The organism is Gillisia sp. Hel1_33_143 (assembly GCF_900104765.1).
Classification (GTDB): Bacteria; Bacteroidota; Bacteroidia; order Flavobacteriales; family Flavobacteriaceae; genus Gillisia.
In genome coordinates, this window is sequence record NZ_LT629737.1 from 221819 (window position 1) to 235561 (window position 13743).

Consider the following 13743-nt stretch of genomic DNA (forward strand, 5'->3'; position numbering starts at 1 on the left):
ACGGCTTTTGTTGGATGTGCACTGCCATGTGGGCAGGTGGAATACTATTAATAGCCTTGGTCATATATTTAATCTATCGTCTAGCGAAAAAAAACAAGAACCATTAATATGGAGGAATTCAATTTGGCCGTCCTTATTTTACCCGGATTTTCTATAATCGGAGTTCTTTTGATGTATTGGTATTTTAGAAAAAAAATTAAAGATAAATGGGTATATAACTATTATGTAGTTTCCATTGCTCTTATTGCACTCGTTTTCAATACTATCTGGGAATTGTTGCATGGCCCATTATATAAAGGTTACCAATACGACTGGGAGCATATATCGATTTGCCTAATGGCGGCTTTTACAGATATGTTGACTACTCTGATTATGTTGTATGGGTTTGGCCTTTTTTATGAAAATATTTTTTGGATTCGAAAATTAAAATTGAGCAAGATAATTCTCGTAATAATTACGGGCGGAACCGGTACCATTTTATTGGAACGTTGGCATATAGCTGAGGGACATTGGACGTATGCCGAAAATATGCCAATAGTTCCTTGGATCGAGGTTGGACTCACTCCCCTATTACAGTTCACTATTCTCCCCATTGTTATTTTTCTTGTTGGAAGAATAATTTCAAACAGACAATTTAAATAATTTAAAACTTTATAAAGTGTATCAAAAAAGAGCATATAGAAATAAAAATGTAAAAAAGGAGATATCTCAAAAAAATAAAATTACCAAAAGGGATACAATAATTGCACTAATCTCTTTTCTTGGAATTTTTTTAGCAGCCGCTTTTTTTGCCTACAGAATGATGTTTATTAACCCTTCTGAAGTTCATCAAGCAGATAAAAACTTGGCTTATCAAATTGTGCCCAATAATGAAGTGTGTATGTTAAACAACACGTATAGAACAGAAGCAATTCCATTTGTTTTAATAGGAAAGCACGCCTATTTTGGGTGCTGTAATAGCTGCACAGATCGGTTATTAAAAAATCCAGAAGAGCGATATGCAATAGATCCTATAACAAAAGTAGAGGTAGATAAATCTATGGCAATAATCCTACGAAAAGTAGATGATGACTCTTCAATATATTATTTCAATACAACTCACAATGCAAAAACTTTTATGATCAGGGAAAAGAAGAACCAAAAAACAGAACAAATATAGAATTGTCAATACTTATATGGAGATAAAAATATGACTGTGAAATTTCAACTTATTCTTTTAATAATAATGGGTTTGCTTACCTCTTGTGAAGATCAAAATAGACATTTGCCTATTCTTGGAAATAAGGAAGTAGCCAACAATGAGGAAGATACAATTTATCACTCTATCCCCTATTTTAGCTTTATAGATCAGGATAGTCTTACAATTACGTCCAATACATTTACAGATAAAATTTATGTAGCAGATTTCTTCTTTACATCCTGCCCCACCATCTGCCCAATAATGAAAAACCAAATGCAACGGGTATATGAGAAATTTAAGGGAAATAAAAATGTAGCTTTCCTATCTCACAGTATTGACCCATCTCACGATAGCGTACCAGTATTAAAAACATATGCAGAAGATCTTGATATTAATAATGGTCAGTGGCACTTTGTTACTGGTAATAGAGAAGAAATCTTTGCTATAGCCGAAAACCACTATATGGTAAGTGCCCAAGAAGATCCTTCTGCCCCTGGCGGAGCAATTCATAGTGGTGCGTTTATATTAATTGACAAACAAAAAAGGATTCGCGGGTATTATGATGGGACCAACACAGAAGAAGTCGATAAGCTGATTGAGGATATTCCGATACTGCTTAACAATTATTAATTTTAAATGCACTGATCTGGTGAGGAAATACTTTATTTCATTGTGACCTTTGTTGAAATTAACATCCTTGCTTAAAAAGTAATTTTTATTAGGAAAAGCCTGTCTTAGGATGATGACTGAAAAAGTCTGGAATTTAACCCCAGCTTAAACAGGAAAAAGCAAATGCTTTACAGGGGGAGTTGTTTTGATTTAATTAGTTATTTAAGCTACAATTCTTCCCTTGTAAAGCTAATTTAAGAAGAGGATTGAAAGAATTTCTTATGTGAGACCAACATGTAATTTTAAAAGAAAATGGCTAGGTTCACATTCATTCTAGGGAATAACACTAAGCATAATCAAAGATGAAAAGCGACGTATAAAAATAATGTTATGACAAAGATTAAAATGGGGAAATGAAAATTTAATTTGATGGAAAATGGATTCTTTAAGTAAGGCAATTTTTGAAAATAAGCAACTGGATATAGATTCACTACCCAGATATGGAGAAGTGAAGTTTTCTTCACTTAATCCGAAATATCTCGTTAAACTAAATATAATCACAACTGCTGGTGCCTTGATATTTTTGGTAGGGCTTGGTGCAGGATATGTGCTTGTGGAAAACTATAGAGGCTTATTGGCATTTTTGGCGATCCTGTTTTTGCTAATTTTCTTTGGCTCTTACTATCGTAACTTTCAATTGCAGAAAAGAAACGGCTATGCAATCCGGGAAAGGGATATAATCTTCAAACGGGGCTTTATTTACAAAAAAACTACAGTAGTACCTTTTAACCGAGTGCAACATGTTTCTACGGGCAGGGATATATTGGACAAATTTTTAGGAATTTCAACTTTACGGGTTTTTACGGCCGGGGGTTCAGGAAGCGATATCGGAATTCCTGGTTTGCTACCCAAAATTACGAGTGGCTTAAAGGAAGAAATTTCGAAAAGAACATCTTCTCATGATTAGCAGCAACTTTTATGAGCCGAACCGACAATCAAAAACAGGGGTTATACTTGTTTTTGGCAGCAGCCTTTATCATCTTGTTAGAAATTTATGGTTTCTGGGGGTTTACTTTTTCATGGAAGAACTGGATGTTCAAATGATCATGATTTCTATTGTTGGAGCTGCAATCTTTCTTGTTCTTGCTCTAGGCTATAGTATCCTTTACTATTTAAAATTTATTTTTTTCATTGACCGGGAAAGAGAAGAATTTGTACTCCAAAAAGGGGTTTTTAGCTCAGAAACTATAAGTGTCCCTTTTGATAAAATACAGCAAGTTAATTTCAAGAGAAACCTGCTTCAGCGAATAATTGGTGTTTATAGCATTTTGATTGAAACTGCTGGGAGTAAAGAAAAAGAGGTCGAGATTAAAGCTCTTTCTAAGGTAAAAGCGGAGCAACTCTCCGAACTTCTGATGAGCCATATCAAAACAAAAATAGATCGAACAATTCCTGAAGATGAACAAGTGGAAACTACTACAGATTGGCAATATTCTTTAAACGTTCTCCAGCTTTTAAAACTCGGGTTAAGCAGCAACTACCTCCGTGGACTGCTATTATTGCTCACTTTTTATCTCACTCTGAAAGATCAGATTTTTTTGAGACAAGTCTTTCCAGATGAAATAAGTGTGGTGGGTAATAACGGTTTTACCTTTACCCCTTGGACGATTCTACTGATGTTATTAGCGGTATTGATTGTTACTGTAGCTGATACTTTTATAAAATATTTTAATCTTCATTTAAAAAAAACAGATCTGGGGCTGCAGGTGGAAATGGGACTTCGAAAGAATAAAAAGGTGAGCCTGAAAGCGAAAAGAGTACAGTCAATAGAAATTTCCAGCAATCCTATTCAACAACGGCTTGACCTCCATAAGTTAAAAATCTCTCTGGCAACCAGTGCGGATGATTCGGAAAAAAGTGTAATTACAATTCCAGGTATATCACAAAAATTTATTTTAAGGATTAAGGATTACATCCATAACACTCAAATCAAGCAAATTTCTCAAATCGTTCCGAATAGTATGTTGATATTTAGAAAAATTATTCGTGGTCTCTTTCCTTTGTTGCTGCTTCCTTTACTCATAGGATATTATGAACTTAATTTCAGATTAGAATGGATAATTCTTGGGATAGCGGGTTATACTATTCTTTTGGCGGGGTATCAATTTCTCTTTTTTCGTTCTTTAAAGCTGTCTATTTCTAAAGGATTTATCGTAAAGTATTCTGGCGTGTGGAGAAGAAAGCAGCAGCATCTGGAAATGTGGAAACTACAATCTGTTTCAATAATACAGCCACTCTGGTATAAAAAACAAGGTCTGGCAGATTTGGTTTTCCATTCAGCGGCAGGAGATATTTACTTTGAAGTAATAGATGAAAATCAAGCAAAACCACTCATGGATTATTTACTGTACAAAATAGAAAGTACATCAGGGGAATGGATGTAGTGGTTGCAAGGGCAAATTACAATGTTTACAGGCAATACCATGTTAATTAAAGATGTAGGCCGATTTTAAAACTAAAAAAATGATTTTAATATAATTTAGAAAAAAAATGAAACATACCTATCACATACACGGAATGACCTGCGACGGTTGCCGAACGCACGTCGAAAAAACGCTTTCTAATGTAGAAGGTGTAACCAGTACATCGGTCAATTTGGAAAAAGAAGAGGTCTCCATAGAAATGGAATCACATATCCCCATTGAAAAATTTCAAGATGCCCTTAAAAATGATGGCGGTACATATTCCATCCACAAACCGGGCGAGCACAAACATACTTCAGAAAAAAAATCTGAAAAATTAAAAGGTCAAGGCACAGGTACGTTTTATTGCCCAATGCACTGCGAGGGAGATAAGACTTATGATAAACCAGGCGATTGTCCAGTGTGCGGAATGGATTTGATTGAAGAAAAAAAACTCTCTGCAACACCGAGTGGACAATGGACCTGTCCTATGCATCCAGAGATAGTAAAGGATGCGCCGGGAGACTGCCCTATTTGTGGGATGGATCTTGTGCCGATGGAACCTGACCTTTCCGCAGAAGAGAAGAGCTACAAAAAACTTATTAAAAAGTTTTGGATTGCCGTAGGATTTACATTGCCCATTTTGATTATTGCAATGTCAGATTTGCTCAATAACAATCCCTTAGTTTCCATTTTAAAAGTTGAATATTGGAATTGGATTCAATTAGCACTATCTCTGCCGGTTGTATTTTATGCCTCCTGGATGTTCTTTGAACGTGCGTATCGTAGTATTATAACGTGGAATTTAAATATGTTCACGCTCATTGGTATAGGTACAGGGGTTGCTTGGTTATTTAGCGTGTTTGGGATGTTTTTTCCAGATTTTTTTCCAGCCCAGTTTAAGACGGATGCTGGAACCGTTTTTGTTTATTATGAGGCCACGACGGTTATTCTGACATTAGTTATGTTGGGGCAGGTTTTAGAAGCACGTGCACATAGTAAAACCAATTCTGCAGTAAAGGAACTCTTGAAACTGGCGCCAAATAAAGCCATTAAAGTCATCGATGGGGAAGAACAAGAGGTTGCTATTGATGATATTGAAATTGGTGATATACTTCGGGTAAAACCGGGCGATAAAATTCCAGTTGACGGAGTTTTATCAGAAGGGCAAACTTCTATTGATGAATCGATGATTACCGGCGAACCGATTCCGGTAAGCAAGGCCGAAGGAGATAAAGTTAGTAGTGGAACAATAAATGGTAACCAGTCTTTTTTGATGAAGGCCGAAAAAGTGGGAGCAGATACCCTACTCTCCCAAATCATTCAAATGGTTAATGATGCGAGTCGCAGTCGTGCGCCAATTCAAAAACTAGCAGATACATTTTCCAGTTATTTTGTGCCAATTGTGGTTCTTATTTCCGTGATTACATTTGCCGTTTGGGCAATATGGGGTCCAGAACCAGCTTATGTATATGCTTTGGTTAATGCTATTGCTGTTTTGATTATAGCATGCCCCTGTGCATTGGGTCTTGCCACGCCAATGTCTATAATGGTAGGTGTAGGTAAGGGCGCTCAGAATGGGGTGCTTATAAAAAATGCCGAAGCTCTTGAAAAAATGGACAAGGTAGATACACTTATCGTGGATAAAACAGGTACTATTACTGAAGGGAAACCAGCGGTTGAACAAATAGGAGTTTTTGGAGATGGCTTTCGCGAAAACGAAATACTACATTTTATCGCATCGCTTAATAGTTCAAGTGAACATCCACTTGCTGAAGCTACTTTGAAATATGGAAAAGAACAGAATACCGAAATCTCAAAAACTGAGAACTTTAGTGCAGTCACAGGTAAAGGAGTTGAAGGAACAGTTGATGGTAAAAAACTCGATTTAGGAAATGCTAAAATGATGGAGCACGCCAATGCAACTATTTCATCACAAATGGAAACCGAAGCACAATCCTATCAAAAACGAGGTAAAACAGTTTCCTATTTGTCCGTTGACGGCAAAGTCTCGGGCTTTGTAGTAATCGGCGATAAGATAAAAGAGACCAGTGCCAAAGCAATCAAAGAGCTCCAAGCCAAAGGTATTGCAGTGATTATGATGACGGGTGATAACCACGATACCGCTCAGGCTGTTGCGGGTGATCTTGATCTTGCCGACTTCAAAGCAGGAATGCTACCACAAGATAAGTTAGAAGAAGTCAAAAAATTACAGGAAAAAGGAAAGGTGGTAGCAATGGCAGGTGACGGCATAAACGATGCTCCAGCATTGGCAAAAAGCGATGTAGGTATAGCAATGGGAACTGGAACGGACGTTGCAATTGAAAGTGCCGCTATAACCTTGGTCAAAGGGGATTTACACGGTATAGTTAAAGCAAGGAATCTGAGTGAAGCCGTAATGAAAAACATCAAACAGAACCTGTTTTTTGCATTTATATATAACACGGTGGGAATTCCTATAGCTGCAGGAGTATTGTATCCCTTTTTCGGGCTATTGCTTTCCCCAATGATTGCAGCCTTGGCAATGAGTCTTAGTTCGGTCTCTGTAATTATAAATGCATTGCGGTTACGAACAAAGAAAATTAATTAAATCACTATGAACTAAAATACAATAGATTTTTAAATCTGACTAAAGTCAGCAGTTTGTGATTACTCAATATAAAAGGATCCAAATCATTTCCTGATTTTGACAACACTAAATTTAAATTTCAGATAATTATGTATTACGAAATTTTTCAAGGTAAGTAACCGAATATCAATTTATAAAATTTGGTGTTTAGAAAGTTGGACAAATTTAGTTCATCCCTAAAAGTAATATTAGGGAAGGCATCTTGTCGGCTTTTTTAGTTGTTTCTTGGTCTCCAAAACCCTACCCTTCAATGGAATATCCGCTATTTGTGACAGCCGAAAATGCGCAGCATTTATTACTGGCATGCTAAAAGTAAAAGTTGTCATTTCATCTGACGAATCTACCTCAATTTTTCCTCCATGAGCCTTTGCTATTTCAGATGAGATATAAAGTCCCAACCCTAATCCCGATTTATTGTTTTCAGAATTCGTCGTGAAAAATGGTTTGAATAAATCCAGTTGCTTGCTTTCGGATATTTTATCTCCAAAATTTGATACCGATAAATAGAAAATCCCGTTTTCAGTCTTTATTTCTGTCAATATTGGTTTGTCCATAAAACCATGTTTAATAGCATTCCCTAAAATATTTGAATAAAGTTGTCCTATTCTGTTAGTGTCACAAGCAACTTTTTCATCTAAAACTATGATTGAACTGATTTTATGATCAGAATTAATTGTCTTAATTTCATTTTCAACTTGTTTTATAGCTTTTTTCAAATTTCGTTGATTATCTGAAATTTCTAACTTAATCCCATCACCCAAGTGCCCTTTTGCAAAATCTAATAAATTATCTATCAAATTTTGCATTCTGTAAGAAGTAGATTTAATAGTTTTCGCTTGTCTTCTAGCAAATTCCGACAGTTCTGTATTTAATAATATATCAGCGCACATTCTAGTAGTACCAACTGGATTTCTTAAATCATGCCCTAAAATTGCTATAAAAGTTTCCCGAAGTTCACCTATTCTTTTTTCTTCTTTTAAACTTGTATTAAGTTCAATTAGCTCTTCAATTGCATCTAAATGAAAAGAAATTAATTCAGTGTAAAGTTTAAATAATTCCTTTGTTTCCTTATTATCAAGTTTTGCAGGTTCAGTATCAAGAGCACATAAAGTTCCAAAAAACATTCCATTTTTTCTGAAAATCGGAAATGAAATATAGCTTTGAAATCCATATTTCGCAGGAGTATGATGCTCACAATATTCTACACTTTTAGACACATTTTCAATAATTACTGGAGAACTGTGCTGTCGTATTTCGTTACATATTGTGGTTTCTATTTCTAATTCATCTCCCGGTTTTAGTCCGAAGTTTATTTCGTCCTGAGAAGCACAAGTAATCCATTTTTCTTCTGTTACTCTACCAATAGCAGAAAATCTCATTCCTGTCGTTCTACATATTACATTTAAAATAGAAGAAATGCTGCCAATTTGGGCAACATTATCAATATCTTTCTGTAGATCAGCGCTTAAAGTCTTGTTTATCATTTGTAGAATATAAAACAAATAAAGATATTACTAATTTTCTTAACAATTAAAGGTGGGCAAACCGGCTTGGATAAGACAAGTGGCGTGGAGTAGGGACGCATTCCAGTCGGACTTGTTGTTTTTTACTTGGTGTCTAAAATAACATTTTTCCCACGAACGCTCGCTATTTGCGCTTAACCAATGTTACCCACTGGCTTTTTCCGTTCAGCTTGGTTTTCAGCGTAGGCAAAGACATACTCTTTTGCAATTTTTGGTGTAGCCATGGCTGGCGCGAATAGCAAATGTGTATGTCTTTTAGCAAGGGCTTTTTAGCAACAACTTTAGACGGATAAGTAACTCCTCCGTAAGAACGATAAGGACAACGATCTCCCTTGATTGGTGTCAGAACCGATTTACAATTCTCACACTTGTAAAAGAATGGATAAACCTTTACCGGTACTTACTCATCATTCGTATGTCAGCAATTGACACTGCTAATGGCCGATAATAATTATACTTCCGTAATTGATCGATTGATACTTTAATTAGAGCATATGAGGAATATCAGATGCCATTGTTGGATACGTAAATATCATGGCTCTAATCTCATCCAATTTAATTTTAGTCTTTATGGCCATCGCAAAAATATTAATGACTTCCTCTGCATTGGGTCCAATTAAATGAGCGCCCAAAATTGTTTGAGTCTCTTCGTCAATAATAGTTTTAAATGCATATTCCGGAACGTTCAATCGCTTTGCATTAAACCAATCTTCCGCAGATTTATAGTTCACTTTATATTTTATTCCCTCCGCTTTTACCTGCTTTTCAGTTAAGCCAACGGAAGCCATAGTGGGTAAAGCAAAAACAACTGTTGGCATTGGCGGATAACTCACTTCTTTTTTATTTCCTTTAATAAGGTTGGATGCAAGAACATGTCCTTCCAAGACCGCAACGGGAGTTAAAGGAAGTCCTTGTGTATCTGCCGAATCTCCTGCTGCATAAACGTTAGGGTTAGAAGTGCTTTGTAAATACTTGTTTACCTCAATTCCCTTTTTTGAATATGAAATATTTGCCTTTTCCAAATCAAGGTCAAAAATAGCTGGTGGCCTGCCCGCAGAATTAAAAACCGTCTTTGTGGTGAAGGTGATTTCTTTGCCATTTTTATTTCCTTTCACATTATAACCTTTTTCGGTTTTTTCTATACCGGTGACTTCAGTTTCCAGAATTAAATTAACCCCTAAATTTTTTGTTGCTTCTACCAGATGTTTTACAATATCCTGTTCAAAGTTTTCTAAAGGGTTTTTACCACGATGTACTATGGTTACTTCAGCACCAGCACGCGCAGCGATATGTGCAAACTCAAATGCAATATATCCTCCCCCTATAAAAAGCAAAGATTGAGGCAGTTCTTTAAGATTAAGAAAATCGGTACTTGAAAGGGCATGTTCACTACCTTCAAAATCAAGTATCCTTGGTTTTGCCCCAGAAGCGATCACAATTTTATCTGCTTCAATAACCTCATCACCTACTTGCAAGGTATTATTTGATAAAAATTGGGCAGAAGTGTGATAAGTGTCTATATCTTTATTTTTATATCCTTTTTCTATTTTGGGTGGCATAGCATCCACAAAAGACTGTTTAAATGCCATGATATCCTCCCAATTAATTTTGGGTACGGTATCTATTCCATTTCCTTTAAGCCTTTGGGAAAAATCGCGAACCTCTGTTGCTCCTATGATCACTTTTTTAGGATCACAACCTCTTAAAGCACAGGTGCCGCCATATGGTAATTCATCTGTTATCCCAACCTTAAGGCCTTTGGAAGCACATTTGTTGGCCACGGTCATTCCGGACATCCCAGAACCAATTACAAATACATCATATTTTCTCATAATTTAAATTTTAAGTTATGTTAGTTTTTTCTTTTTGTTATATAAACATTGTTTTCTTTTTATTTAAAGAGATAGGTATAAATTACCTTTACGTTATCCTGAAATTTTGAACTCATTAACAGCATTTGGACCCACTAGAATTAGAAAAAAATTGTTCAACAGGATAAATATTTCCTGTTGGATTTTTAATTCGCCATTTATTGGCAGACAGTTCATTTTCAAAAAAATTGGAATATTGGCAGAAACTCGACCTGATATCACAACTGTCAGCTTTTTCAATCCATGAAATAAAGATTGGAACTGGCTTGGTCCATTCAAGGAGGTTATCTGAAATTGATAGCTTTACGGGGTTTCCGGTAATCGGATCTTTTGAAATTATTTCCCATCGATGCATTAAATACCTAGGTAATAAAATAGTATCCATAGCACACCAGGCATACAATGACTTATTATCAAAGTTTAATTGATGCGCGGTCTTGTTCAATGAAAGTCCTACATAACCGGTAATATTCCCATCTCTATTGGTCTCGCCGTACAACTTTATTATCTCATGCGCCTTATAGATAGGAACGTCCATTAACTGAGCAAAAAGAACAGGGTGCAGGGGTTTTCCTTTGAGTAATTCCCAATAAACTTTATCACTATTGGGCAAGTCTAATTCCTCCAATAATTGTTCAAAACCATTAATAGATTTATGATCCCAAAATGTTATTTCCTTACTCTTCATTATAATGTCATTGAAATCAATAGTTTAATCAAATTTTAAATACCGATAATTTATAGTTCTGATTTCCTCAATACCCTGAGATTTATTTTCCAATTCGAAAATTTGCATGGAATTTTGTCCATACTGGGCAAAGAAATTTTCTGTAGCAAGAATATATTCTTTCATTGATAATTCATTCTTCAGTAGTCTGTGGGCCACAATTACTTCTGCTCCATAAAGTTTGCAAAAATCATTGATCATAACAGATCCCATTTCTCCATAGTGAAGAATGAACTTTAAACTAAGCTCCCCTAAAAGAGCACATGCTCCACAAGAACAATCTGTTGCAATTATTTTCTTCAATTGATGATGAAATGCCCTGTGCATTGAAAAACATTGATCGATAATTTCATCCACGGAATGGTCATTTTCGAAACTGTAAAACAATATGGCATCTCCTTCTATTTCTGAAACCTGAAGTCCAAGCTTGTTGTTTTCCAATATAGCCTCCAACAAGAGCGCAATATTCACTTGACTATATTGTAGATCAGCGGCAGCAATGTATTTTGTAAAACCAGTAATATCTGGAATTAACAATAATCCTGGCAACACGCCTTTCTTTAGTTGAATACATCTCGAAACTCCCATTTTATCAGCTTGCACAACAGCTTAATTTAGAAACATCTTTTCCAAAGGTAATTGCTGCTAATTTTATGCCTTCACCCAGTGTTAAGTATGGGTAAAAACTTTCTGCCAAATCTTTTACTGTAATACCAAATTTAATAGCCATACTCAATTGTTGTATCAATTCGCCACCTTCGGGTGCAATTACTCTAGCACCAATTAGCTTATCGGTTTCAGTATTGCGAATCAATTTTATGAAACCCCTTGTATCTTGTGCTGCCAATGCTCTAGGTACATGGATTAGATCCAATTTCGATACTTCAAAAGGAATTCCCGCTATTTCGGCTTCCACTTCATCCAGTCCTGCTCCCGCAATTTGAGGGTCTGTAAATACCACCCAAGGCAATGAGGAATAATCTAATTTATTTTTTGATAAAGAAAATGCATTGTTTATTGCAGCACTACCTTCAGTAGCAGCTGTATAAACAAATGGTGGTGTATTGGTGACATCACCTGCCGCATAAATATTAGAAACATTAGTTTCCAATTTTTCATTAACTATAACATGTCCACTTTTGCTTAAGTTAATGTCAATGTTTTCAAGACCTAATTTAGACGTATTGGGTTTTGTTCCAGTAGCGACAACAATATGTCCCTTTTCAATGATTTGAGTTGTAGTACCGTCGGGACAGTTACAGTGAATAATGGTATCTGTTCCCTGTTTTTCAACTTTAAATGCCCTGAAATTAGGAAAGATTTCGATCCCTTCCTTCTTCATTTGCACTTCCAATACATCTGTAATGTCCTTGGTCTGACTTCTTAAAGGCCTATCGGTAAATTCTATGATACGCACTTTTACACCTAATCGATTGTATGCCATGGCAATTTCCAGCCCGATATAACCAGCACCCATAATGGTTAGGCTTTCAGGTTTTTCTTCTAAATCGAATAGCGAAACATTGGTTAAATAACCAACCTCGTTCAAACCTTCAATGTTTGGGATGTTTGTTGTTGCCCCTGTAGCTATAACAATGTTAGTTGCGGAGTATGTATCTTTTCCATCCACAAGAATGGTTTTATTATCTACAAATTCAGCCCATCCTTTTAACATGGTCAGGTTTTTAAAATCACTGACCACATCCATATATTTCTGTTGTTGAAGAGCAGCAACCAATGCTTTCTTGTCTTTGATAACTTGTGTAAAATCAATCTCAACACCTTGGGGCTTAATACCTTCAAAATTGGAATGTGTAGCGTGATATACTGTTTCGGCAGCTCTAATTAAGTTTTTTGAAGGTACACAACCAACATTTACACAAGTGCCCCCAAAATCTAAACCTCCATTTACCATTAGTATTGTGAGTCCTAAACTTTCCGCCTTGATGGCTGCTGAAAATGCTGCCGAACCACCACCTATAACAATTATATCATAATTGTATTTCCCTTTAGTAATAGATGCTTCTTTATTCGTGGTTTCTATAGTATCAGAAGCACAGCAATCCTCTTTTTCAACACCATTAACAACCAAATAACTACCAACCCCATTTACGGCATTAATCAATGCTTCTTTAGTCATTTTGGTGGTATCGATGGTAAACTCTCCTTCTCCAGTTTCGTGGTTTACTGAACTATTAAAAACGCCAGTAGTTTTATTCAAATCTTTTTCGATATGTGATGAACAACCAGAACAAGTCATTCCGTTAATTTTTAATGTTACGGATTCTTTAGTTGTTGGCATAGCTTGTTTCTTTTTAAATATATTCTTCATATTTATCTAATTCATTTTATTGAAACCTAAAAAAATTAAACCTTTCCTTTAATGTTCTCTTTTAATAATTCAACTTTATATCCTTTCTTTTCAATTACTTTTTTCAAGGCTTCAATATTTGTTTTTGAATCATCAAACTCGATAATGGCTATATCACCGGGATATTCAACTGAATGTTCCAAAACACCATCAACTTCTTTAAGGGCACTGTAAATTGTATTTGAGCAGCCAGCACAAGTAATTCCGGTAATTTTAAACTTAACTGTTTTTGCTGTTTGTAGATTGTTGTTTATTTCTCCTGTTTTGTCGCTTTTTGAAGCAGTACAACATTGTGCTCTAGCCTGAAATGAGGTTAATGATAAAGCTAAAACAACGATTACTAATAGATTTTTCATAATATTCTTTTTGTG

12 protein-coding genes are annotated in these 13743 nt (G+C 35.6%); 6 read left to right on the top strand and 6 right to left on the bottom strand.

All coding sequences use genetic code 11. The annotated features are described in order from the left end of the window. Positions 1-108 precede the first annotated feature (108 nt). From BLT84_RS01025 to BLT84_RS01050, 6 genes are all read left to right on the top strand, one after another. Complete coding sequence (locus BLT84_RS01025; protein WP_034888832.1) at positions 109-642, top strand: hypothetical protein; 534 nt, start codon at positions 109-111, stop codon at positions 640-642. Positions 643-658: 16 nt separating this feature from the next. Then, the gene (locus BLT84_RS01030) at positions 659-1159 is read left to right on the top strand and encodes a hypothetical protein (RefSeq protein WP_091262233.1); all 501 of its coding nucleotides are present in this window, start codon (positions 659-661) and stop codon (positions 1157-1159) included. A gap of 30 nt (positions 1160-1189) precedes the next feature. Next, entirely contained in the window at positions 1190-1810 is a 621-nt protein-coding gene (locus tag BLT84_RS01035; RefSeq protein ID WP_091262235.1) for an SCO family protein, read from the top strand. A gap of 415 nt (positions 1811-2225) precedes the next feature. After that, positions 2226-2756 carry a PH domain-containing protein gene (locus BLT84_RS01040; RefSeq protein ID WP_034888828.1) on the top strand — a complete coding sequence of 177 codons (531 nt, stop codon included), beginning with the start codon at positions 2226-2228 and terminating at the stop codon, positions 2754-2756. Further along, positions 2749-4233 (top strand): PH domain-containing protein, encoded by a 1485-nt coding sequence (locus tag BLT84_RS01045; RefSeq protein ID WP_091262237.1) that lies wholly within the window; start codon positions 2749-2751, stop codon positions 4231-4233. The genes BLT84_RS01040 and BLT84_RS01045 overlap by 8 nt, the downstream gene beginning before the upstream one ends. Before the next feature lie 106 nt (positions 4234-4339). Next, positions 4340-6841, top strand: coding sequence for a heavy metal translocating P-type ATPase (locus tag BLT84_RS01050; RefSeq protein WP_091262239.1), 2502 nt, complete (start codon positions 4340-4342; stop codon positions 6839-6841). A gap of 227 nt (positions 6842-7068) precedes the next feature. Here BLT84_RS01050 and BLT84_RS01055 read toward each other — a convergent pair whose 3' ends face one another. The 6 genes from BLT84_RS01055 to BLT84_RS01080 all read right to left on the bottom strand — a co-directional run bounded on the left by BLT84_RS01055 (position 7069) and on the right by BLT84_RS01080 (position 13728). Continuing rightward, positions 7069-8364 carry a GAF domain-containing sensor histidine kinase gene (locus BLT84_RS01055; RefSeq protein ID WP_091262241.1) on the bottom strand — a complete coding sequence of 432 codons (1296 nt, stop codon included), beginning with the start codon at positions 8362-8364 and terminating at the stop codon, positions 7069-7071. A gap of 524 nt (positions 8365-8888) precedes the next feature. After that, positions 8889-10235, bottom strand: a complete 1347-nt coding sequence (locus BLT84_RS01060; RefSeq protein ID WP_091262243.1) for a dihydrolipoyl dehydrogenase family protein — start codon at positions 10233-10235, stop codon at positions 8889-8891. Positions 10236-10350: 115 nt separating this feature from the next. Then, complete coding sequence (merB, locus tag BLT84_RS01065) at positions 10351-10962, bottom strand: organomercurial lyase (RefSeq protein ID WP_091262245.1); 612 nt, start codon at positions 10960-10962, stop codon at positions 10351-10353. A gap of 24 nt (positions 10963-10986) precedes the next feature. Beyond that, positions 10987-11604, bottom strand: a complete 618-nt coding sequence (locus BLT84_RS01070) for a DUF2652 domain-containing protein (RefSeq protein ID WP_091262247.1) — start codon at positions 11602-11604, stop codon at positions 10987-10989. Beyond that, positions 11594-13333, bottom strand: a complete 1740-nt coding sequence (merA, locus tag BLT84_RS01075; RefSeq protein ID WP_172822428.1) for a mercury(II) reductase — start codon at positions 13331-13333, stop codon at positions 11594-11596. Before merA ends, BLT84_RS01070 begins: the two co-directional genes overlap by 11 nt. Before the next feature lie 35 nt (positions 13334-13368). After that, the gene (locus BLT84_RS01080) at positions 13369-13728 is read right to left on the bottom strand and encodes a heavy-metal-associated domain-containing protein (RefSeq protein ID WP_091262249.1); all 360 of its coding nucleotides are present in this window, start codon (positions 13726-13728) and stop codon (positions 13369-13371) included. Between the last annotated feature and the right edge of the window lie 15 nt (positions 13729-13743).